This is a genomic window from Bacillus sp. FSL R5-0709 (assembly GCF_038004785.1).
GTDB lineage: Bacteria > Bacillota > Bacilli > Bacillales > Bacillaceae_G > Bacillus_A > Bacillus_A mycoides.
In genome coordinates, this window is record NZ_JBBORT010000001.1 from 1148304 (window position 1) to 1172791 (window position 24488).

Sequence of the window (24488 nt, forward strand, 5' to 3'; positions counted from 1 at the left end):
ATGGAGAGGAAGAGATTACATGAACGAAAAAAGTATGCAATTTTTACAAATCGCAATGAAGCATTTACCAGAAGCAAAGGCAATTTTAGATTCTAATGGAATTGCACTTGATATGGAGAAAGCACAGCCGGTGTTAGAGCTATTGATGAAAGTAATGGGCGAAGCATATGAGCTTGGGAAAGCAGATAAAGAATAAAACCAAACCCTTCTTTTTTGATGGAAGAGAGGCTCGAACCGTGGATAGAAGCGGTAAGGGCCTTTTTTTATTTCGAGCGAGGTAAGACCAGAGAGATGATGAGGTTAAAGGGAAAGGTTATGAGGAGAACGTCTTAGTTTTGAAGGAAAGCAGATAAAGAATAAAAAAACCCTTCTTTTTTGATGGAAGAGAGGCTCGAGCCGTGGATAGAAGCGGTTGGGGTCTTTTTTTGTTGCGAGTGGAGTGAAAACCAGAGGGATGATGAGGCTAAAGTGGAAGGTTATGAGGAGAAGGTCTTAGTTTTGAAGGGAAAGCAGATAAAGAATAAAACCAAATCCTTCTTTTTGATGGGAGAGAGGCTCGAGCTGTGGATAGAAGCGGTAAGGGCTTTTTTTGTTGCGAGCGGAGTAAGGTCAAAAGTATTGGGAAGTTTATCTTTTGAAAGGATAGGGATTTTTCTGTTTCTTTTAATGAAAAATAAAGTTAGTAATACGCTGTCTTATTTTTTTAGCTGAAATATATTCTAGACAAAAGTACATTTATGTTTTAAAATTAGTACCAAGTCATAATAATTGATATAAAACGGAGGGCTGCGATGTGAACGTGGGCATTTTAGGGATCGGAAGATATGTGCCAGAAAAAGTAGTCACAAATCACGATTTAGAGAAAATCGTAGATACATCTGATGAATGGATTCGTACGAGAACGGGAATTGCAGAAAGACGCATTGCCGATGATACAATAGATACTTCATATATGGCGGTAGAGGCTTCTAAAAAAGCACTTGAAGATGCCGGGATTAGCGGAGAGGATATCGATCTTATTTTAGTGGCAACAGTAACGCCAGATCGCGCATTCCCAGCAGTAGCTTGTGTAATCCAAGAAGCAATTGGCGCAAAACACGCAGCAGCAATGGATTTAAGTGCAGCATGTGCTGGCTTTATGTACGGAATGATTACAGCGCAGCAATTTATTCAAACGGGAACTTATAAAAATGTATTAGTAGTTGGTAGTGACAAACTATCTAAAATTGTAGACTGGAACGATCGAAATACAGCAGTACTATTTGGGGACGGAGCAGGTGCTATCGTAATGGGAGCTGTTTCGGAAGGAAAAGGTGTACTTTCTTTTGAATTAGGAGCGGACGGAAGTGGCGGTAAGCATCTTTATCAAGACGAGTATGTTATGATGAACGGCAGAGAAGTCTTTAAATTTGCTGTTCGCCAACTTGGTGATTCCTGTCTTCGCGTGTTAGAAAAAGCGGGACTTACGAAAGAGGATGTGGACTTCTTAGTACCACATCAAGCGAATATTCGTATTATGGAATCTGCAAGAGAAAGATTAAATTTACCGAAAGAAAAAATGAGTATGACAATTGAAAAGTTCGGTAATACATCGGCTTCTTCAATTCCAATTGCAATGGTAGAGGAATTGCAAAATGGACGTATTCAAGATGGTGATTTAATTATACTAGTCGGTTTTGGCGGCGGGTTAACATGGGGAGCAGTAGCTCTTCGTTGGGGTAAATAAGGACTGAGAGAAAAAAAGGAGTGTATTTTGTATGGAAAAAAAGAGGGTCGTAATTACAGGGCTAGGAGCTGTTACACCGATCGGAACAGATGTTGAAACAGCTTGGGAAAACATTAAAAACGGTGTATCCGGAATCGGACGACTTACAAGAATAGATTCAGAACAAATTCCTGCAAAAGTAGCAGCAGAAATTAACGACTTTGAAGTCGAAAAATATATAGATAAAAAAGAAGCGCGCCGTATGGACCGCTTTACGCAATATGCAGTAGCAGCAGCGAAAATGGCAGTTGCGGATGCGAAGCTTGAAATTACAGAAGAAAATGCACCACGCATTGGTGTATGGGTTGGTTCTGGTATTGGTGGTATGGAAACATACGAAGAACAATTTAAGATTTTTACTGAAAAAGGTCCGCGCCGCGTGAGCCCATTCTTCGTACCAATGATGATTCCAGATATGGCAGCAGGTCAAGTGTCAATCGCTACAGGAGCGAAAGGAATTAATACTTGCTCTGTAACAGCTTGTGCATCTGGAGCAAACTCAATTGGTGATGCGTTTAAAGTAATCCAGCGCGGTGATGCTGATGCGATGATAACAGGCGGAGCAGAAGCGCCATTAACAAGTATGGCATTCGCTGGGTTTAGCTCAGCGAAAGCATTAACATTCAATGAAGATCCAGCAACGGCTTGCCGCCCATTCGATAAAAATCGTAGCGGTTTCGTAATGGGTGAAGGATCAGGAATTCTTATTCTTGAAGAATTAGAGCACGCATTAGCACGTGGTGCTCACATTTATGCGGAAATTGCTGGTTACGGTGCAACTGGTGATGCGTTCCATATTACAATGCCTGCTCCTGGCGGTGAAGGCGGAGTTCGTGCGATGCGTCAAGCTTTAGCTGATGCAGGTCTAGAGCCAAAAGATATTGATTACATTAATGCACATGGTACAAGTACAGATGCAAATGAAAAGTATGAAACGATGGCAATTAAAGAAACTTTCGGTGAGCATGCATATAAAGTAGCGATTAGCTCAACGAAATCAATGACAGGTCATTTATTAGGAGCAGCTGGTGCTGTTGAAGCGATCTTCTCTATTAAATCAATTACAGACGGAGTAATTCCTCCGACGATTAACTATGAAACACCAGATCCAGAATGTGATTTAGATTACGTACCAAATACAGCGAGGCATCAAGAAGTGCGAGCTGTATTAAGTAATTCATTAGGATTCGGTGGTCATAACGCAGTATTAGTATTTAAAGCATATAAATAATATGTACAATAAGGTGTCTTTTCGTAAAGTATTACGAAAAGACACCTTATTTATTTTTAATCACCTTTACGTTCTTTTCTTTTTTGCATATACATAAGAAAAGGAGGGATGAAGGTTGGGGGTTGTTGAAACGGCAGAATGGTTACATCTGTATTATGGACGTCCAGAGAAGCTTTGTGAGAAATTTACAAAGTATATTCCATTGCCAAAAGAGAGGCTGTATCGCTTTTTAATCTCTAAAGGTATGTATCGCCCAGTAATGCGGGGGGAGCAGGAAATTAAAGAGTTAGAGAAGAAAGAAATTTGGAAAGAACTTAGCATGGAGTATGAAAAATTGAAAGGTTGGCTAAAAGGTCCAGATGTCCCTATCTTTATTTTATTATCAGATTCATACAATCGAACTGTACAAGAGGAATATAACGGGAAGGCTGGCTTATCTATGCGTCACGTTATTTTCTTATTCGTATGTGGACGTAATTCAGTAGAGGAACTAAAAGCTTTATTAACGCATGAATACCATCATATATGTAGGTTACATCAAATTGAGACGAAAGAAACAGAGTATACATTACTTGATACGATGATTATGGAAGGGTTAGCTGAGCAAGCTGTGTATGAAAGGTATACAGAAAAAAGATGTGCACCGTGGACTACTTACATTTCAAAAGAAGATGCTATTTATTATTGGAGGAATTCAATACAAGAACGAATAGGCGTAAAGAGAGGTACGAGGGAGCATGATGTTTTATTAAATGGACTGCACTCGTATCCGAAAATGCTTGGCTATGCACTTGGATTTCATATTGTGAAAGATTGTGTAGCATTTGAAGGAGAAAATACACTTTCTTTATTATCTATAGATGCGAAAGAAATATTGAATAAAGCAAATACATTTCATGTTTCATGAAAAACAGGGGAGCTATCTCCTGTTTTTTTAATATTATAGAAGAAAAAATAATAATTAGAATATATTTCCTCAAGTGGAATAAAGTTAAGCAAAACTGAACATAATGATTGGTACAAACAGTAGTGAAGTGAGGGGTAGTGAATGTTATATCTACATGATGTATGGGTAAATTGGTTTGAAGGTGAAGAGAATGGGTATAACGTTTGTCATTTTTACGAATGGCGGAAAGATGATACGATTGAGCTATTAGATCAAGTGCCATTATTAAAAGTAGATGCCACATTATATCATTACATCGAGAACGAATTATTAGAGCTTCCGCAAAAATTATTGGAAGACGTATATCATAAGGCTTATATTCGTAAAAATCACGAACGTTTGCAACAAGAATATTGTTTTGTAGTTACAGATGGAAAAGGAATTATTGCGATTGATTCAATCGGCTATAATGTGCCAATTAGAAAAAGTAGGCTTATACCGCGTCAAGAACAGATGGTATATGAGATGGTAGAGAATGTGCAAGCAGAAAAGTATGAGTTCCAAGTGGAAGAGATTGAAAAAGAACATCATATTTTATCGCCGTCGCCTTTCATTATGAACGGTCTAACTCGTAAAGAAAGACAGTTAAAACAATTATTATTTATGGCATTAGATCAATTACATACAACGAAAAATCCAGCTGAAATTCGCTATTGGTTCACAGAGTGGGATCCATCAGCGTACGGAATGGTCCAACATATGGAGTTTGAAGATGTTTGGGCTAAACTTTATGATGAAGCGAAAACTGGATGGTCTGAGAAGCACGAGCAATTATGTGAGCGCCTTGTAAAAGGACAGCCGTTTTTTGAAAAGTTATGGGAAATGGAAAATGAGCAGAAGGTAAATTAAAAAAACCGCCAATTGGCGGTTTTTTTAATTTGTTGTAACTTAGCTCCAGCGGCAAGAATGTTCGGTGGCTTCGCGCCTTCCTGCGAGGCAAAACCCGCCTCTACGTCAGGAGCTCCATCCCCCTCACATTCTAAACGAGCCGCTTCCGCTTTTTGTAGTAATCCAGCTCTGGCAGCAAGCTCTTCGTGTCTAAGAACCTTCCGCATAAGAAGACAAAAAGCGTCTTCTATGCGAAAGAACCTTAGCCAGTCAGAGCTGAACGAGCTGCCTCCGCTTTATAAGTTACCTACGTTTTCTACTTAATCCCATTGCGTTTTCTACTTTGCGTAGTTGTTTGAATGCAACGCGGTTTGCTTTTTCTGCACCTTTGTCTAGAATTTCGTCTAGTTCTGGTGAGTTGATTAGTTCGTTATATTTGTCTTGGATTGGACGAATTGCTTCTACGACTACTTGTGCTAGGTCGCCTTTGAAGTCTCCGTATCCTTTTCCCTCGTACATTGCTTCTATTTCTTCAACTGTTTTTCCAGAGAATGAAGAGTAGATTGTTAATAAGTTAGAGATTCCAGGTTTGTTTTCTTTATCAAATTTCACGATACCTTCAGAATCAGTTACAGCACTTTTAATTTTCTTTTCAATTGTTTTTGGTTCATCAAGCATACTGATCATTGCTTTTGGATTCGGATCAGATTTACTCATTTTTTTCGTAGGTTCTGTTAATGACATAACGCGAGCTCCTACTTTTGGAATACGAATTTCAGGAACAGTGAACACTTCACGGAAGCGTTTGTTGAAACGCTCTGCTAGGTCGCGTGTTAATTCCATATGTTGTTTTTGATCATCACCAACAGGTACGATTTCAGTGTTGTAAAGTAAAATATCAGCAGCCATTAATGGTGGATACGTTAGTAATCCAGCTGGAACTGAATCTCTACCAGAAGATTTATCTTTATATTGCGTCATACGCTCTAATTCTCCAACGTAAGCAACTGATTGCATAATCCATCCTAGTTGAGCGTGTGCTGGTACTTCTGATTGTACAAATAAAGTAGCTTTTTCAGGATCGATGCCACATGCTACATAAAGTGCAGCAAGACTGCGAATGTTTTTACGAAGTTGTACGGGATCTTGAGGTACTGTAATCGCATGTTGGTTTACAATACAGAAATAACAGTCGTGTTCATTTTGAAGCTCTGTAAATTGCTTCATAGCTCCTAAATAGTTTCCAAGTGTAATTGTTCCGCTTGGCTGAATACCAGAAAAGATAACTGACATAAGTAATTCCTCCTAAAATTGAATGTGCGATGGGGAAGAGAAGGCATACAAAAAAGCCCATTCATCCCAAATTACATAGGGACGAATGGACCGCGGTACCACCCTAATTATTTCACAGCTGTGAAATCTCTCAAGATCCATAATAACGTCTGGATATAACGCCAAAGCCTACTACTTTCGGTTCGGTTTGGTGCTCAAAAGCCCATTCCATACTGTACAATTACTTGTTCACACCAGCCACAAGCTCTCTGAAATTGCCCCAATATGTACTCTTCTTTATCATCGCATACATATAAATTTATTTATTGTTACCTAAGCTCTTTTAATATGAAAGAACTAAAGTTTTATAACAAAATGTTTTGCTGATTATTATATCATATGGAATAGTGTTTGCAAACTACATCAAAATAGTAAAGCTAATGAGGATCGAGAACAACCCAAGTACGATACCGGTAATACAAATCGGATACGTCCATTTGAATGAATATGTTTTATAAATACGTTCTTTCTTATCGATAGGTTCCTCTGCTTCTTCAATTAAAGAGTCAATTTTTTTATTCGTACCAAATACTCTTTGGAATGCGTAAATTGTTACGTTAAAAAATCCGTTTTGAAATATGAATAAAAAACCACCTATAAGAATAAAAAACAATGCAATATAGAATGAGATGTTGACAAAATTCAACAAAAAATGAGATGAAACGAGGAATGCGCCCACACTAGAAGCGATTATCGCAACCAAAAATAGTATACAAGTATGAAAAAAAACTTTATTCAAAATATTCCCCTCCGTCAAAATATTACTAGAATTATTATACTATAAAAGTTATAATAAGTAATATAAATAATTTTTTGAAAATTATACGCAATTGAGGTTCTAATTTCAAGATGATGGTAGCAATGTTACCGTATCCCTTTACAAAAAATTTAAAATATAAACATTTTATTAAAAATTTTAACAAAAAAACAAAAAACTATATTCACAATCGTCATATTATATGTATAATGAAAATTGTAGAAACTTGGAGATTATTCTTTCAATTCTACTTTTCTACAAGTGAGGGTACAGTAAGTGCAATTAGGGGAGGCAACACAACATGAAGAAAAAGATACCGTTATTACTTGCATCAACTTTAACGGCAAGTATGTTGCTTGGCGCGTGTAGCTACCAGAAAGAGGACGCTAAAGCAAAAGGAAAAGAAAACACTACTAGTAGTAGTAACGGAAAACAGATTCTTAATTTAACAGAGTTATCTGAAATTCCATCAATGGATGCATCGTTAGCATCAGATTCTGCATCTTCAACAGCATTAAATAATACGATGGAAGGTTTATATCGTACTGGCAAAGATCAAAAGAGAATGCCTGGGATTGCTGAAGATGTCCAAAAGCTAGATGATGGGAAGAAATACATATTTAAGTTAAGAAAAGATGCGAAATGGTCGAATGGGGAACCTGTAACAGCGAAAGACTTTGTGTATTCATGGAAAAGAGCAGTAAATCCAGATACAAAAGCGACGTATTCATACATTATGTTCGATATTAAAAATGCAGAAAAAATTCATAAAAAAGAATTACCTGCTGACCAATTAGGTGTAAAGGCGATTGATGATTATACATTAGAAGTGGAATTAGACAATCCCGTTCCTTACTTTATTGATTTAACGGTTTATCCGGTGTTCTACCCACTAAATGAGAACTTTGTGAAATCACAAGGTGATAAGTTTGGTTTAGAGGCAAATACAACATTATATAACGGGCCATTCGTTATGAGTGATTGGAAACATGAACAAAGCTTCCAATTTAAGAAGAACCCATCATATTGGGATAACAAGACGGTTAAAATCGAAGAGATAAATTTCAATATTGTGAAGAATACATCGACTGATGTAAATTTATATGAGACAAATTCGATTGATCGTGCGGCTCTAACATCGGAATTTGTTGATAAATTTAGACAAACTCCAGAGTTCCAAACACGAAAAGAAGCTGGAGTTGCCTACTTAAGATTTAATCAAAATAATAAGTATTTGAGTAATAAAAACTTAAGAAAAGCAATTTCAATGTCCTTTGACCGTGATAACATTGCAAAAGTTATTTTAAACAACGGCGCAATCGGTGCTTACGGATTTGTTGGAAAAGATTTCGCTGAAGGTCCGAATAAAAAAGACTTCCGTGCTGAAAATGGAAATCTAGTTGAAACGGATTCAAAAGAAGCGAAAAAACTTTGGGAAACAGCAAAGAAAGAGCTTGGCACTGATAAAATTGAACTAGAATTCTTAAGCTTCGATAATGAAGATGCGAAAAAAATTGGCGAATTCTTAAAAGGTGAGATGGAAAAGAACTTACCTGGTTTAACGATCAAAATTAAACAGCAGCCATTCGCACAAAAAAATAAGTTAGAAGACTCTCAAGAATATGATATGGCGTTTGGTATTTGGGGTCCAGACTTCCCAGATCCAGTCTCATATTTAGATATGTTTGTTACGAATGGTTCACAAAATAAAACAGGATATTCTAATCCGAAATATGATGAGCTAATTCTAAAAGCAAAAACAGATACAAAAGATTTACAAGCTCGCTGGAACAACCTTTTAGAAGTAGAGAAAATATTAATTAAAGAGGATGCAGTTATTACTCCGATCTTCCAAAAAGGTTCAGCATATGTGGTAAAAGGTGCCGTAAAAGATATTATCCCAATTAACTATGGTGGTAGATTAACTTACAAATGGGCATCTGTTGAACAAAAATAATCTTTTTTCCATCGTTTACAAGGGTATATGCCTATGATGGGCATATGCTCTTATTTTAAAAAATAAAAGTAAGAATATTTTAAACTATCTTATTGCTTTTGAGAAAAACGGGGAGGTGCTTGACTATGGGACGTTATGTATTAAAACGTTTCGTGTACATGGCTTTGACATTATTTTTAATTACTACACTGACTTTCTTTTTGATGAAATTACTACCGGGTTCTCCGCTTAAAAACCAGGAGAAGCTATCACCGGCACAAAAAGAAATCATTCTTGAAAAATATGGATTAAATGATCCAGTACCAGTTCAATATGCACGTTACTTAGGTAACTTAGCGCAAGGTGATTTAGGGGTATCATTCCAATATGATAACCGCCCAGTAACAGACATGATTGTGGATCGCATTGGACCATCAGCACAACTTGGTTTACAAGCGATTATATTAGGAACATTTATCGGTTTACTTTTAGGAATTGTTGCGGCACTTCGTAATAATACGTGGGTCGATTATAGTGCAACAGTTATTTCGGTACTCGGGATGTCGGTACCATCGTTCGTATTCGCCGCATTACTACAATATTTCGTAGGGGTAAAACTTGGCTGGTTCCCAGTAGCGTTCTGGAAAGGACCAGAGTTTACAGTAATGCCTACAATTGCATTATCGATGGGAGTTATCGCAACAATCGCACGTTTCTCTCGTGCAGAATTAATTGAAGTTATGCAGTCTGATTATATTTTAACAGCGAAAGCAAAAGGAATTAGTCAAGGCGTTATCATTGTCAAACACGCACTTCGTAACGCGTTAATTCCAGTTGTAACAATTTTAGGACCAATGGTTGCTGCATTAATTACAGGAACACTTGTTATCGAGCAAATTTATGCTGTACCAGGACTTGGGGAACAGTTCGTTAAATCTATTACAGTGAATGACTATACAGTTATTATGGGAACTACAATTTTCTATAGTGCGATCTTCATCGTAGTTATTTTCATTGTCGATATTTTATACGGAATTATTGATCCTCGTATTCGTTTAGCGGGAGGGAAAAAATGATGAAAGATGTACAAAAATTATCTCCAGATTTATTTCAACAAGCCAATCAAAATAATGTTGATAATGAAGTCATTGCCCGTCCAAGCTTAACGTTTTGGCAAGATGTACGAAGACGCTTGTTCCAACATAAAGGCGCGATGTTGGGTTTAGTATTATTGAGCATTATTGTACTACTAGCAATTTTTGGACCGATGGTAAGTAAACATTCTTATAAAGAGCAGGATTTAGGTCGTGCGAAAATGCCACCGAAAATTCCAGTGATTGAAAATATTCATTGGTTACCATTTGACGGCACAGATCAATATGGTGTTGACCAATATGCAAAACGTGATATTAAAGAGTACTTCTGGTTTGGTACAGATGATCTTGGCCGTGACTTATGGACAAGAACATGGGAAGGTACACGCGTATCATTATATATCGCTCTTTTAGCAGCAGCAATTGACCTAGTAATTGGGGTTGCATACGGGGGTATTTCAGCATTCTACGGCGGTAGAGTAGATAATATTATGCAACGTATTATGGAGATTATTAATGGTATTCCATACTTAATCATCGTTATTTTAATGGTAATCATTATGGGATCTGGTATTTGGTCAATCACACTCGCAATGGCGATTACAGGTTGGATAGGGATGTCGCGGATTGTTCGTGGACAAATCTTAAAGTTAAAAAACCAAGAGTATGTATTAGCGTCTCGTACATTAGGTGCAACAAATACACAATTAATTGTGAAACACTTAATTCCAAACGTTATGGGACCAATTATCGTAATGACAATGTTTACAATTCCATCAGCGGTGTTTGGTGAGGCATTCTTAAGCTTCATCGGTTTAGGAATTCAGCCACCATTCGCATCACTTGGTTCTCTTGTAAATGATGGATATAAATCAATTCAAACGTATCCACACATGATGTTCATCCCTGCGGTTGTCATCAGTATGTTAATTCTAGCATTCAACTTAATGGCAGATGGATTACGCGATGCGTTAGATCCAAAAATGCGTAAGTAAACGAGGAGGGAGAAGTAAAAATGAAAACATTGTTAGAGGTAAAAGATTTACAAGTCTCCTTTGATACACATGCAGGTGAAGTACAAGCAGTGCGCGGAGTTACTTTTGATTTGAAAAAAGGGGAAACATTAGCGATTGTAGGAGAGTCTGGTTCTGGGAAATCAGTTACTTCTAAAGCGCTAATGGGATTAATCCCGAATCCTCCAGGCCGTATTAAAAATGGAGAGATTGTATTTGACGGTCGTGATTTAACGAAATTAACGGAAAAAGAAATGCAGCAAGTACGCGGTAAAGATATTGCGATGATTTTCCAAGATCCAATGACATCATTAAACCCAACGATGACAATTGGAAATCAAATTATGGAAGGTCTTATTAAACACCAAGGGATGAGTAAAGCGGATGCACGTAAAGTCGCTTTAGAATTAATTGACCTTGTAGGTATTCCAAATCCAGAAGCTCGTTTAAAACAATATCCTCACCAATTCTCAGGTGGTATGAGACAGCGTGTAGTTATTGCGATGGCGTTAGCTTGTAATCCGAAATTATTAATTGCCGATGAGCCGACAACGGCGCTAGACGTTACAATTCAGGCGCAAATTTTAGAGCTTATGAAGGACATTCAGCAAAAAACAGAAGCAGCAATCATTTTCATTACGCATGACTTAGGTGTAGTGGCAAACGTTGCAGACCGAGTTGCGGTTATGTACGCTGGTAAAGTTGTTGAAATTGGAACTGTTGATGAAATTTTCTACAATCCACAACATCCATACACATGGGGCTTAATCGCATCTATGCCAAGCTTAGATGGTTCAGAGGACGAGCTATATGCGATTCCAGGAACGCCTCCAGACTTATTAAAACCGCCAAAGGGTGATGCTTTTGCACCACGTAACCCACAGGCACTGAAAATTGATTTTGAAATGGAACCACCTTTATTTAAAGTAAGTGATACACATTATGCGGCAACTTGGTTACTTCATGAGCAAGCGCCAGAAGTAAAACCACCAGCAGTTGTTGAAAAACGTATTCTTCAAATGAAAGCAGGTGAACAACATGACTAAACAACGTGAGAAATTAATTGAAGTAAAAAATGTGAAACAACACTTTGATGTGAGTGGTGGTGTTGTTAAAGCAGTTAATGATATTTCATTTGATATTTACCGCGGTGAAACATTTGGACTTGTAGGAGAATCTGGTTGTGGTAAGTCAACAACTGGAAGAACGATCATTCGTTTATACGATGCAACTGCCGGTGAAGTGTTGTTCGATGGTGAAAATGTACATGGGAAAAAATCACGCGCAGAACTTAAGAAGTTCAACCGTAAAATGCAAATGATTTTCCAAGATCCATATGCATCATTAAATCCTCGTATGACAGTAGGGGATATTATCGCAGAAGGTATTGATATTCACGGACTAGCAAAAGGTAAAAAAGAGCGTATGGACCGTGTTCACGAGCTGTTAAATACAGTTGGTTTAAATAAAGAGCACGCGAATCGTTTCCCGCATGAATTCTCAGGCGGACAACGTCAACGTATCGGTATCGCTCGTGCGCTAGCTGTAGAACCTGAATTTATCATTGCTGATGAACCAATCTCAGCACTTGACGTATCGATTCAGGCGCAAGTTGTAAACTTACTGAAACAGTTACAAAGAGAAAAAGGTTTAACATACTTATTCATCGCCCATGATTTATCGATGGTAAAATACATTAGTGATCGCATTGGTGTAATGTACCGTGGTCAAATCGTTGAGCTGACAACAAGTGAAGAGTTATATGCGAATCCAATGCATCCATATACAAAATCACTACTATCAGCAATTCCACTTCCAGATCCAGATTATGAGCGCAATCGTAAACGTATCGTATACGACCCATCGCAGCATGATTATGGTAGTGAAGTGCCAACAATGCGCGAAATTCGCCCAGGACATTTTGTATTATGTTCTGAAGCAGAGTATAAGAAATATAAAGAAATCTATCAATAAAAAAGTAGAGCCATTCTTCTATTACAGAAGGATGGCTCTATTTTTTTATACTAGTTAAACTTAAGTTAGTATAAAGCGATTTTATCCAAGTTCTTTTTCTGTTTAAAGACAGCGAAGTAAGAGTTTCCGAGAATGAAGAAAAAGGCGACTGAAATCAGCCGCCTTTTCTTCATTTAGAAACACTTTTATTTTATTGCGCTTGAACAGAAACGCTCTTATCTTGCTCATCAGGTTTAACAAGTGCATAACTTTCCCACGATCTACTTCTCCATCGGAAGAACATAATAATCGCCCGCGTCCATTCATCGATAGCGATCGCTAGCCAAATACCAACGAGCCCCATGTCTAAATGGAAGGCGAAAAAGTAACCGAGTGGTAAGCTCATTAACACCATGGAGAATGCGCCGATTAAAACAGGGTATTTTGCATCGCCAGCTGCACGAAGTGAATTAATGATGACGATGTTCATCGTCCGTCCTGTTTCAAGTAGTACACTTAGTAAAAGAACGCTTGCCCCTAGAGCGATAATATGAGGATTATCCGTAAATAGTCCCATTAATTGTGTGCGGAATGTAACAACGAGCATGACCATAAATAAAGTTACACCAATCGCCCATTGTACACTTTTCCATACGCGTGTGTAAGCTTCATCCTTTTCATTTCCGCCAACTAGGCGTCCAACGATAATAGCTGTTCCCATACCGATAGCAATGGCGAATAAATAAGTGAACATGGAAATGTTAGTAGCGTATTGTCTTGCAGCTAACGATTCCGTACCTAAGTATGTTGCGTAATATAAGAAGACAATTTGACAAGCTTGATACATGACTTGTTCGAATGCAGATGGAATGCCGATCTTTAAAATTTTGCCAACGTATTCTTTTGATAAAGTGAAGTAATATTGTAATTTCACACGGTATTCCATAACGCGGTACAGTAACCAGAAGAAAACGATAAGTGCGATTAACCGGCTGACAGCGGAAGAAATCGCGGCTCCTTGCACACCAAGTTCAGGGAAACCGAATTTCCCGAAAATAAGTACGTAGTTTCCGGCGATATGAATAATATTCATTCCAAGCGAAACAAACATCGCTTGCTTTGTAAAGCCGTGAACGCGGATAATTGCGGCTAATGAGTTAATAATAGCTTGAAGGAAAATAGCTCCTCCGACGATGGATAGATAGCTTTGTGCATACGTTAGTACATCGCCTTGTAAATTCATTGCCATCATCATATGTTTTGAAAATAAAAGAAAACCAGCGCTTATAATGAGTCCGACCACTAAATTTAATGTGACGGCTAATGCTGATATTTTTGATGCTTCCATAAAGCGTTTAGAACCGAGGTATTGGGATACAACGATAGCTGCACCATTTCCTATGACTTCTAGTACTAAAATCGCGATATGAAGGTATTGATTCGCTGCACCAACCCCAGATACAGCATCGTCTGATAATGCACTTAACATGAAAGTATCAGCGATCCCCATCAGCATAAAAAGAAAAACTTCTAGAAAAATAGGCCATGTTAATAAGAATAAACTTAATTTCTCTGTTGGCCCGTTTTTTGAGCGAATTGCTGTCATGTCCGTCCCCTCTTTACCGATATCTATTTTTAGCAAAGTGTATCGTAACACACTTTCATATCCTTTGCACTTATTTTAGCCTACATATTTTCAATATGAATAAACCTTCATTTTATGACAAAAAAGGAGGAATAATTATGCACAAGATATTATAGAATATAAAATTTATTTTTCTCTGATAATTTAGAAAAGTATAAAAATGGTCATTTTTAACACTTTAGTTCAATAAAAACGCAGTGTGAAACGTTTACAAATGCACGTGGTGTTAACAGAAAATTTTAATAAAATAGAAATATAAATATACAAAGAATATATTTGTGTGTATAATACGAATTATTAGAACATATATATATTTCTTTCTGTTTGAAAATGAAAGGGCTAACATTTTTTTTGGAGGGTGGAAGTATGAAAAAAAAGATACCAGTTTTTGTAGCATCAACAGTAGCAATGAGCATGATTTTAGGGGCATGTGGCTACCAAAAAGATGAACCGCAAGCGAACGCAAAAGGGGATAGCGGGAAAAGCGGTGCGAAGCAAGTTATTAACTTAATTGAAACACAAGAAATTCCAACGATGGACCCAGCGTTATCAGCTGATGCAGTTTCTTCAAAAGTAATGAACAATACGATGGAAGGCCTATACCGCCTTGGGAAAGACGATAAATTAGTTCCAGGTGTAGCGAAGGAATTCCAAAAGTCAGAAGACGGTAAAAAGTATACATTTAAATTACGTGAAGATGCAAAATGGTCAAATGGTGAACCTGTAACGGCGAAAGATTTCGTGTATGCATGGCAAAGAGCAATTAATCCAGATACAGCTGCGAAATCGGCGTACATTATGTACGATATAAAAAATGCTGAGAAAATTAATAAAAAAGAGATGAGTCCAGACCAATTAGGTGTAAAAGCGATTGATGATCATACACTAGAAGTAGAATTAGATAATTCTATTCCATATCTTGTTGATTTAATGGTCTATCCGATCTTCTATCCTGTTAATGAAAAGTATGTGAAAGAGCAAGGGGCGAAGTTTGGTTTAGAAGCAAATACAACACTTTATAACGGACCATTTACATTAAGTGATTGGCAACATGAACGTAGCTTCAAAATGACAAAGAGCTCATCATATTGGGACAATAAAGAAGTGAAGCTTGAGGAAGTAAACTTTAATATTGTAAAAGATACGTCTACGCCAATTAATTTATATGAAACAAACGCAGTCGATCGAGCGACGTTATTAGCAGAGTTCATCGATAAATATAAAGGAAAACCAGATTTCAAAACGGTAGAAGATACATCTGTATTCTTCCTTCGCTTAAATCAAAAAGACCCAGCTTTAGCAAATAAAAATATTCGTAAAGCAATTTCTCTTGGTTTTGACCGTAAACCATTCGTTGATACATTATTAAATAACGGTTCTAAGCCAGCGACGGGATTAATTCCTGACAATTTCATTAAAGGACCGGATAAAAAAGATTTCCGTGTTGAAAATGGAGATATTGTAAAACCAAATGTAAAAGAAGCGAAAAAGTATTGGGAAGCTGGTAAAAAAGAGCTTGGTAAAAACGAAATTGAATTAGAGCTATTAAATGAAGACGTTGAATTATCGAAGAAAACTGGTGAATATTTAAAAGGTGAGTTAGAAAAGAATTTACCAGGTTTAACAGTGAAAATTAAACAACAACCATTCGCGCAAAAACTAAAATTAGAAGATGCGGGCGACTTTGTAATGTCATTCTCTGGATGGAGTGCAGACTTCCCAGATCCAGTTACATATCTTGATATGTTCGTAACTGATGGGGCACAAAATAAAATGAAGTATTCTAATCCGAAGTACGATGAGATTATTATGAAAGCGAAGAAAGATGGAAGCGACGTAAATGCTCGTTGGAAAAACTTACTTGAAGCAGAAAAAATGTTACTTGATGACGCTGCGATTGTTCCAGTATATCAACGTGGTAGAGCATATTTACAAAGAGAAACAATTAAAGATATGTACAACCATAAGTATGGTGGCGAAGTAAGCTTCAAATGGGCATCAGTAGGAAAATAACAAAAAAAAGCAGGTAATTACCTGCTTTTTTTAGTACGTACGTTTTTTATAAATGCCTTTTCCGCCAACTTGGTTCCAGCCAGATTGTACATCTAAACTTTTGTTAACAAACTTCATTTTTTCTTTCCCACCAAAGAGTTTTTCACCGATGCTATTTGTAATGACACCAATCAATGCTGTTATTCCGATGATGAGGGTAGCAACAATGATAAAATCAGTAAAAAAAGCGATCATATGCAAATTCCCCCTTTGTCTGTCTGTATTTTTATTGTATGAGATAAATGGTAAAAAAGAAAGAAATGTCAGAAAAATATTCGATTTACTTTAGAAAGCATATAGACATGAGCGAAGAGATTTGTTAAAATAAGAACAAATGTTCCTTTTTGTTTCTAACCTTTAGAGTCTTACATTTCTCAATTGTTTTGTTGGGAAAAGGTAAGAAAACGCTCTCTTTTTAATGGGGAAGATTATGAAACTGTAATTGTATATCAAGTGAAGATTATTGTAGAAAGTAAGTATCAAAAGGGTTGAAGACCGTTGTTAAAGGACAGTTTTACTGAGTATAATCATGTTGCATAGCAGTGGAGTACACGGAGAAATTTTCTCAACTAGCAGTAAATTCACTGTATATTTCTTGCAAAAACTATTGTATAATGATTATAGAAGTTACTTATTAAAAGTAATTATTGTTGCTTACATGAATTGCGATTTTTTACTTTGCTATAAGACAAGTTATCGCGAAAAATTGCGGAAGTTAGAAATTTAAACTGTAATTAGTACAGAATTTGTACTCTTTAAGGAGAGTGAGCTTTGTATGGTAACATTATATAGTTCTCCAAGCTGTACGTCTTGTAGAAAGGCGAAATTATGGCTAGAGGAAAATCATATTCCTTATACAGAACGTAATATTTTCTCAGATCCATTAACGATTGATGAGATTAAAGAGATTTTACGTATGACAGAAAGCGGAACGGATGAGATTATTTCTACTCGTTCAAAAGTTTTCCAAGAATTGAATGTGAACTTAGAGTCTTTACCACTTCAAGATTTATATAAGATGATTCGTGACTATCCAGGTATTTTACGTCGTCCAATTATGATTGACGAAAAACGCCTTCAAGTAGGTTACAACGAAGATGAAATCCGTCGTTTCTTACCACGTACAGTAAGAACGTTCCAATTACGTGAAGCACAGCGTCTTGTAAATTAATTATAATAATATGAAAACCTTCTACCTATTATAGAGTAGAAGGTTTTTTTTTACTGTTTAACATTACGTAATCGCACTTGTTGAACGATAAAGCCTATGCATAAAATGGTGAAAATGAACAAATAAGGGATACTTGTGGCAAAACTAGGATTATGATGAAAAAACGTTGCAAGTCTGTCTTCATGTGTAATCATTTTTCCTGCTGTATAGGCGAGAACTGCTGCTCCGCAATAAATGAGAAATGGAAAGCGTTCCATGAGTATTAAAATAAGTTTGCTTCCCCAAATGATAATCGGGATAGAAATGAATAAACCGATAATTACGAGTGAAAGTCTTCCGTGAGCTGCTCCTGCAATGGCAATAACATTGTCAAACCCCATAACGAGATCCGCGAATACAATTGTACGCACAGCTTGGAATAAAGTCGTTTTTCCTTTGATAGAAGAAAGATCGTTGTTATTATCAGTGAGTAAATTGACCGCAATTAATGTAAGTAAAATTCCGCCGGTGAGTTGTAAAAATGGGATATCAAGTAAATAGACAGCTAGTATCGTGAGGAGAATTCGTAGCACAATTGCTAACATAGTACCAATCAAAATGGCTTTATTTCGTTTTGCTTCAGGTAAATTTCGGCTAGCTAGTGCGATGACAATTGCGTTATCGCCACCTAGTACAACATCGATACCGACAATCAGTAGTACAGATGTTAAAAACTCTAAGTCCATTCGTCTGCCTCCATTTATGATGTTTTAATAAGCGAAATATATGTATGTGGTGAAGAAAGTTTGTCTAGTTTTGATCCCGCGCTCCCAGGGACAAAATAATCACCTCTAATAGAAGTTTCACTTTATTACAGTGTACGAGGGAATATGGGAATGTATGTCCAAATTTTTTGCGAGCAGTGAATTAGTATAATGGTATATTTATTCCGATTGGTGCGAGCTAATAATCAGTGGAGGATGAAAAAAATACTGATTATTGTTTCACTTTATGTAAAAAGTCGAATACAGATAGGTATATAACTATTTTTGTAAAATAAATCGATTTTATTTCCCTTCTGGAGAATCTTATCATAAAATGAGAGTACAAGAATCTATTGTTTTGTCATATGAGTGGGGAATCCCTTCATAACAATTCTAAGCAGGAAGGGAGCGTTGTATTTTGGATATTGAAAGAATTAATGACCATACGATGAAATTTTTTATTACGTACATTGATATAGAGGATAGAGGGTTTAATCGTGAAGAAATTTGGTATGATCGCGAACGAAGTGAAGAGCTCTTTTGGGAGATGATGGACGAAGCTCGTGATCATGATGATTTCTTTATCGATGGGCCGTTATGGATCCAAGTGCAAGCAGTCGATAAAGGGATTGAAGTACTTGTAACGAAAGCGGAGCTTTCAAAGGATGGACAAAAGCTGGAACTACCAATAGGTGTAGACAAAATTATAGACATTCCTCTAGATGAAGGCATCGAATCATTATTCCAGCAAGAATTAGTGGAAGAGGTAGAAGAACAAGTAGGAACAAACTTTAATGAAGATGGTACGTTTGGCTTTTTAATTAAGTTTAATGATTTTGAAGATGTTATTTCATTAAGTCATCGTCTTATCTTTGAAGATATAAAAGATGAATTACATTCATTTGAGGACCGATATTATGTATATGTGGAATTCGATGAAGTGCTACATGATGAAGAAGAAATTGATCGTATTTTAAGTATTGTTTTAGAATATGGAGAAGAATCTACTTTAACGATTCACCGTGTAAGTGAGTATGGGAAACAGGTTGTGAAAGAGCGTGCGCTTGAGACAATTCGCAACAATTTCCCTCCTAAAATGTAGGCCGATTTCTATAGTATGAAATCGGCTTTTTTTATGAAGAATAGGAAGGCTTTCTTAGTAAGGAGGTAAGAGATGAAAAACACGTTAAAACTACTTTTCTTTTTTCTACTATTGTTCGCATTATTTGTTTCATTACGCATGTTTATTGATGTAGCATTTTATTCGGATGTCATTGGGATAAAGGATGTTTCTATTTTAGGTATTATTAGTATTTTATTTACGGTTTCCGCATTTTTAATTGGATGTGTTATTTTCTTAGAAAACCGCCATCCGTCTAAAACACTTACGTGGTTAATCGTACTAGGTATTTTTCCGGTGTTCGGTTTCTTTGCTTATCTTTTATTTGGACAAAATTTTCGTAGAAAAAGAATGTTCCAAAAGAAGGCATTACTCGATGAACAGGCATTTTTACAATATAAGGGACACGAAGATTACGAAGAACGGATTTTACGAAATCATAAGCATCAAGAATTGTTATTTCGTTTAGCAGATCGACTAGGTGCTTTAAATATTTCATTTCAAACTGAAACGAGGACATTAACAAATGGAGACGAAACGTTTCAGGCAATTTTAGATGGGTTAAATCGAGCGAAACACCACATTCATATGGAGTATTACATTGTGCGTGATGACAAGCTCGGTACAGAAATTAAAGATATTTTAATAAAAAAATCAAAAGAAGGCGTTGTCGTTCGTTTTTTATACGACGCGGTTGGAAGCTTTAAATTATCAAATTCGTATATTGAAGAATTGAATGATGCAGGAGTAGAAATGATTCCATTTTTCCCTGTGCGCTTTCCAATTTTAAACGATAAAATTAATTATCGAAACCACCGAAAAATCGTTATTATAGATGGAAATGAAGGGTTTGTAGGTGGATTAAATATTGGTGATGAGTATTTAGGGAAGGATAAATATTTCGGTTTTTGGCGAGACACGCATTTATATTTACGCGGTGAAGCAGTTCAAAGTTTACAGCTAATTTTCCTTCAAGACTGGTTTTATATGACTGGTGAGGCGGTATTAGCACCTGAATATTTACAAGCGGAAGCAGTTGAGGGTGATCATTGGGGCGGAGTCCAACTTGTTGGAGGTGGACCGGATAATAAATGGGAAACAATTAAACATTTATATTTTGCAATGATTGCTTCAGCTAGGAAATCGATTTGGATTGCAACACCATACTTTATCCCAGATGATGATATTTTATCTGCATTAAAAGTAGCTGCACTTGCTGGTATTGATGTTCGTTTGTTAATGCCAAGTAAGCCAGATAAGCGGACTGTCTTTTATGCATCAAGATCGTACTTTCCGGAGTTATTAGATGCAGGAGTAAAAATATATGAATATGAAAAAGGTTTTCTTCATAGTAAAGTTGTCATCGTGGATTCTGATCTCGCATCAATTGGGACAGCTAATATGGATATGAGAAGTTTTCATTTAAACTTTGAAGTAAATGCCTTTTTATATGATACAGGTAGCATTCGAAAGCTCGTTCAAGATTTTAAAGACGATTTAGAAGAATCCAGTGAAATTCATGTTGACCGATTTCATAAGAGACGTCTTCATAGGCGGATTGTTGAATCGACGTATCGGTTATTATCACCTTTATTATAGAAAGAGATGTCCTAATTTAGGACATCTCTTTTTTTGAGAGGAATTTGTAGTAAATTGTAGAATACAAGAAGTTGAAAGGGTGTGATGGTGGATGTTTATTGCAAGGAGAGAAAACGGAGAGAAAATTCATCTATTATATAACCGGGATGAAGAGCGTTTACGCGAAATGCGTAAACGAGAAAAATTCTTTTGTACAGCTTGCGGAAAAGAAGTGCAAATGAAATTAGGAACACAAAAGAGCTGGCATTTTGCTCATAAGAAAGTGGATTCATGTCTTACTTTTTATGAAGCAGAATCTATGTATCATATGCACGGTAAAGAATTGTTATATAGATGGTTAAAACATCAAGATTTTCATGTCGATATAGAGCATTATCTGCCAGTAATCAAGCAACGGCCAGATATTTACGTAGAGAGAGCGGATCGAAAAATTGCGATTGAATATCAATGTGCAAATCTCTCCGTAGAGCAGCTTTCTAAACGAACATACTCGTATTGGCAAGCTGGTATACAGGTCATCTGGATCATTGGTGGAAATCAATTAAAAAAGCAATCTGCATATTGGATGAAATTTTCCTCACTTCTGGCTTTCTCCTTACAATCTTATCCTCAGCCATTTCTTATTTTCTTCTGTCCGAAACAAAAATCGTTTATGAAATGCGCATTTATCACTCCGTTTTCTACAAATGTCTCTTTCTCACATACTATTTATTTACCAACTGATACGACTACTGTTGACATGCTCTTTTCCTCTGTGCCTTTCCAAAAAGAGGTATTAGGACAAGAATGGAAGAGAAAAAAGAACCATTTTCGGCAAAACGCTCTATCTATCTGGAATTATAATCATAAGTCACTACTCCGCCTCTTATATCAATATAAATGTACCCCAGCGAGCTTTCCTTCTGAAATCGGTGTTCCGCTCCCATCTGCGTTTGCTTTTCAAACAAATCCATTTACATGGCAAGCTTCTCTTTATTTGAAGTGTATAGGTATGCTTAAGGTAGGGGAGTATATTTCTCTGCAATACGTATGTAACTATGTAGCAAAATATACGAAGAGGCGTCTACTTCCGTATTTTGCACAACATATATGGAAAGTAGCGGTTACTGAATATATGACTTTTTTATGTTTTGTAGGCGTGTTGCATAAAGTAGGGACTTATACGTACCGAAAAATGAGGAATATAGTTATGTTACAGGCGGAGGAGGAAGTTAGGAAATATGATGAGATTTGCCTAACTTATGCGCTATCTCTATTTGAGACAAAGTTCAACATGAGAGAAGAAAAAGGGGATATAATAAAGAATGAACGTGAAGGAATTACATAAGAAAAACAGAATTGTACTTAAGTAGAGATATTTAAAGGAGGGCTTACAGAATGTCTGAACAAAATAAAGCAAAAACATTACCAGATCGCAATGAGATTGAAGAAGCAAGCACATGGCGATTAGAAGATATTTTCCAAACAGATGCAGAATGGGAAAAAGAATTCCAAGCTATTAAAGAGCTATTGCCAAAGTTAACTGAATTTAAAGGGAAGCTTGGCGACTCTGCAGACAATTTGCTTGAGGCATTGCAATATGAAGATGAAATTTCAATGCGATTAGGTAAGCTATATACATATGCACATATGCGTTACGATCAAGATACAACAAACTCTGTGTATCAAGCACTGAATGATCGCGCAACAAATTTATACTCACAAGTATCTAGTAGCACAGCGTATATCGTACCTGAAATTTTATCTATTTCAGAAGATACATTGCAAACATTTTTACAAGAAAATCGAGAACTAAGTGTATATGAGCATGCATTAGAAGAAATTACACGTCAACGCCCGCACGTATTATCTGAGGCAGAGGAAGCGTTATTAGCAGAAGCATCTGAAGTGATGAGTGCATCAAGTAATACATTCGGTATGTTGAATAATGCGGATTTGAAATTCCCATCTATTAAAGGTGAGGATGGAGAAGAGGTAGAAATAACACATGGCCGTTACATTCAGTTTTTAGAAAGTGATGATCGTCGTGTTCGCGAAGATGCATTCAAAGCTGTATTTGAAACGTATGGGAAATTTAAGAACACATTTGCAAGTACGTTAAGCGGGGCAGTGAAACGTAATAATTTCAATGCACGTATTCGTAAATATGACTCTGCTCGCCAAGCAGCATTAAGCAATAATAATATTCCTGAAGCAGTATACGATCAACTCGTTGAAACGGTAAATGACAACTTACATTTATTACACCGTTACATTGATATTCGTAAGCGTGCACTAGGACTTGATGAGCTTCATATGTACGATTTATATACACCACTTGTACAAGAAGTGAAAATGAATGTGAAGTATGAAGAAGCGCAAGACCTGTTATTAAAATCTTTAAACGTACTTGGTGATGAATATGTTGAAATTTTAAAAGAAGCATATGAAAATCGCTGGGTAGATGTGTACGAGAATAAAGGCAAACGAAGCGGAGCATATTCATCTGGTGCATACGGAACAAATCCGTATATTTTAATGAACTGGCATGATAATGTAAATAATTTATATACACTTGCTCATGAGTTTGGTCATTCGGTGCATAGTTATTACACAAGAAAGACACAGCCACACGTATACGGTGATTATTCAATCTTCGTTGCAGAGGTAGCATCAACTTGTAATGAAGCGCTTCTAAATGATTATTTATTAAAAACGACAGAAGATAAAAAAGAGCGTCTATATTTATTAAATCATTATTTAGAAGGATTCCGTGGTACTGTATTCCGTCAAACAATGTTTGCAGAGTTCGAGCATATCATTCATAAAAAAGTACAAGAAGGACATGCGGTTACGCCAGATATGTTAACGGAGATCTACTACGATTTAAATAAGAAATATTTCGGGGATGCTTTAGTAATCGATAAAGAAATCGGTTTAGAATGGTCTCGTATTCCGCACTTCTATTACAACTATTACGTATATCAATACGCAACAGGATTTAGTGCAGCGACTGCGTTATCTAAACAAATTTTAGAAGAAGGGCAACCAGCAGTAGAACGTTACATTAACGAATTCTTAAAAGCGGGAAGCTCCGATTATCCAATTGAAGTGTTGAAAAAAGCAGGAGTTGATATGGCATCTCCTGAACCAGTGAAAGAGGCACTTCAAGTATTTGAAGAGAAATTAAATGAATTAGAAGCGTTATTATTTGAAGAAAAGTAATGAGAAAAGACGAGGGATTTTATCCTCGTCTTTTTTGTTTGAAAATGTTTTTGTCGATATTTGTCGATAAAATAAGGAGGATTTCCTTACTTTTTCTAA

At 36.6% G+C, this 24488-nt stretch carries 21 protein-coding genes and 1 other annotated feature; of the genes, 16 read left to right on the top strand and 5 right to left on the bottom strand.

The genetic code is table 11. The annotated features are described in order from the left end of the window. The first annotated feature begins 19 nt into the window (after positions 1-19). The 5 genes from MKX37_RS05885 to MKX37_RS05905 all read left to right on the top strand — a co-directional run bounded on the left by MKX37_RS05885 (position 20) and on the right by MKX37_RS05905 (position 4791). Entirely contained in the window at positions 20-196 is a 177-nt protein-coding gene (locus tag MKX37_RS05885; RefSeq protein WP_002011319.1) for a ComZ family protein, read from the top strand. A gap of 597 nt (positions 197-793) precedes the next feature. Further along, on the top strand, positions 794-1726 hold the full coding sequence (fabH, locus tag MKX37_RS05890; RefSeq protein WP_001100550.1) for a beta-ketoacyl-ACP synthase III: 933 nt from the start codon (positions 794-796) through the stop codon (positions 1724-1726). Positions 1727-1757: 31 nt separating this feature from the next. Then, a complete protein-coding gene (gene fabF, locus MKX37_RS05895; RefSeq protein WP_002030364.1) occupies positions 1758-2996 on the top strand; it encodes a beta-ketoacyl-ACP synthase II in 1239 nt (412 codons plus the stop codon). 115 nt (positions 2997-3111) lie between these two features. Next, positions 3112-3903, top strand: a complete 792-nt coding sequence (locus MKX37_RS05900; RefSeq protein WP_002030365.1) for a DUF2268 domain-containing protein — start codon at positions 3112-3114, stop codon at positions 3901-3903. 141 nt (positions 3904-4044) lie between these two features. Next, entirely contained in the window at positions 4045-4791 is a 747-nt protein-coding gene (locus MKX37_RS05905; protein WP_002030367.1) for a YjbA family protein, read from the top strand. A gap of 282 nt (positions 4792-5073) precedes the next feature. On the opposite strand, the gene trpS is transcribed toward MKX37_RS05905, so the two are convergent. Next, positions 5074-6063 (bottom strand): tryptophan--tRNA ligase, encoded by a 990-nt coding sequence (gene trpS, locus MKX37_RS05910; RefSeq protein ID WP_000110999.1) that lies wholly within the window; start codon positions 6061-6063, stop codon positions 5074-5076. A gap of 74 nt (positions 6064-6137) precedes the next feature. Further along, positions 6138-6355, bottom strand: a binding site (T-box leader). Between the two features lie 105 nt (positions 6356-6460). Continuing rightward, the gene (locus MKX37_RS05915) at positions 6461-6841 is read right to left on the bottom strand and encodes a DUF3899 domain-containing protein (protein ID WP_002125921.1); all 381 of its coding nucleotides are present in this window, start codon (positions 6839-6841) and stop codon (positions 6461-6463) included. A 319-nt stretch (positions 6842-7160) separates the two neighbouring features. Between MKX37_RS05915 and MKX37_RS05920 the strand changes: the two genes are divergently transcribed. The 5 genes from MKX37_RS05920 (at position 7161) to MKX37_RS05940 (ending at position 12876) form a co-directional block, all read left to right on the top strand. Next, complete coding sequence (locus tag MKX37_RS05920; protein WP_002125925.1) at positions 7161-8816, top strand: peptide ABC transporter substrate-binding protein; 1656 nt, start codon at positions 7161-7163, stop codon at positions 8814-8816. A gap of 125 nt (positions 8817-8941) precedes the next feature. Then, positions 8942-9871: an oligopeptide ABC transporter permease gene (gene opp3b / locus MKX37_RS05925; RefSeq protein ID WP_063226144.1), complete on the top strand. Its 930-nt coding sequence runs from the start codon at positions 8942-8944 to the stop codon at positions 9869-9871. Next, positions 9868-10884, top strand: a complete 1017-nt coding sequence (opp3C, locus tag MKX37_RS05930; RefSeq protein ID WP_000974104.1) for an oligopeptide ABC transporter permease — start codon at positions 9868-9870, stop codon at positions 10882-10884. Before opp3b ends, opp3C begins: the two co-directional genes overlap by 4 nt. Before the next feature lie 20 nt (positions 10885-10904). After that, the gene (locus MKX37_RS05935; RefSeq protein ID WP_002125928.1) at positions 10905-11948 is read left to right on the top strand and encodes an ABC transporter ATP-binding protein; all 1044 of its coding nucleotides are present in this window, start codon (positions 10905-10907) and stop codon (positions 11946-11948) included. Further along, positions 11941-12876, top strand: coding sequence for an ABC transporter ATP-binding protein (locus MKX37_RS05940; RefSeq protein ID WP_002125930.1), 936 nt, complete (start codon positions 11941-11943; stop codon positions 12874-12876). Before MKX37_RS05935 ends, MKX37_RS05940 begins: the two co-directional genes overlap by 8 nt. 190 nt (positions 12877-13066) lie before the next feature. Here the strand turns inward: MKX37_RS05940 and MKX37_RS05945 are convergent, their stop codons facing one another. Beyond that, positions 13067-14512 (bottom strand): MATE family efflux transporter, encoded by a 1446-nt coding sequence (locus tag MKX37_RS05945; RefSeq protein ID WP_002125933.1) that lies wholly within the window; start codon positions 14510-14512, stop codon positions 13067-13069. 354 nt (positions 14513-14866) lie between these two features. Here MKX37_RS05945 and MKX37_RS05950 point away from each other — a divergent pair, with 354 nt between their 5' ends. Then, on the top strand, positions 14867-16513 hold the full coding sequence (locus tag MKX37_RS05950; protein ID WP_002125935.1) for a peptide ABC transporter substrate-binding protein: 1647 nt from the start codon (positions 14867-14869) through the stop codon (positions 16511-16513). Positions 16514-16543: 30 nt separating this feature from the next. Here MKX37_RS05950 and MKX37_RS05955 read toward each other — a convergent pair whose 3' ends face one another. After that, positions 16544-16747, bottom strand: coding sequence for a hypothetical protein (locus MKX37_RS05955; RefSeq protein WP_000559981.1), 204 nt, complete (start codon positions 16745-16747; stop codon positions 16544-16546). A gap of 580 nt (positions 16748-17327) precedes the next feature. On the opposite strand from MKX37_RS05955, the gene spx reads away from it, so the two are divergent. After that, positions 17328-17723, top strand: coding sequence for a transcriptional regulator Spx (gene spx / locus MKX37_RS05960; protein WP_002011348.1), 396 nt, complete (start codon positions 17328-17330; stop codon positions 17721-17723). Positions 17724-17773: 50 nt separating this feature from the next. Here the strand turns inward: spx and MKX37_RS05965 are convergent, their stop codons facing one another. After that, positions 17774-18448, bottom strand: a complete 675-nt coding sequence (locus tag MKX37_RS05965; RefSeq protein ID WP_002030376.1) for a TerC family protein — start codon at positions 18446-18448, stop codon at positions 17774-17776. A gap of 436 nt (positions 18449-18884) precedes the next feature. On the opposite strand from MKX37_RS05965, the gene mecA reads away from it, so the two are divergent. The 4 genes from mecA (at position 18885) to pepF (ending at position 24389) form a co-directional block, all read left to right on the top strand. Next, positions 18885-19568, top strand: coding sequence for an adaptor protein MecA (mecA, locus tag MKX37_RS05970; RefSeq protein WP_002011351.1), 684 nt, complete (start codon positions 18885-18887; stop codon positions 19566-19568). Positions 19569-19640: 72 nt separating this feature from the next. Next, positions 19641-21185, top strand: coding sequence for a cardiolipin synthase (locus MKX37_RS05975; RefSeq protein WP_002064255.1), 1545 nt, complete (start codon positions 19641-19643; stop codon positions 21183-21185). A gap of 91 nt (positions 21186-21276) precedes the next feature. Beyond that, a complete protein-coding gene (locus MKX37_RS05980) occupies positions 21277-22512 on the top strand; it encodes a competence protein CoiA (RefSeq protein ID WP_078214020.1) in 1236 nt (411 codons plus the stop codon). A 50-nt stretch (positions 22513-22562) separates the two neighbouring features. Beyond that, entirely contained in the window at positions 22563-24389 is a 1827-nt protein-coding gene (pepF, locus tag MKX37_RS05985) for an oligoendopeptidase F (RefSeq protein WP_002134970.1), read from the top strand. Positions 24390-24488: the final 99 nt, after the last annotated feature.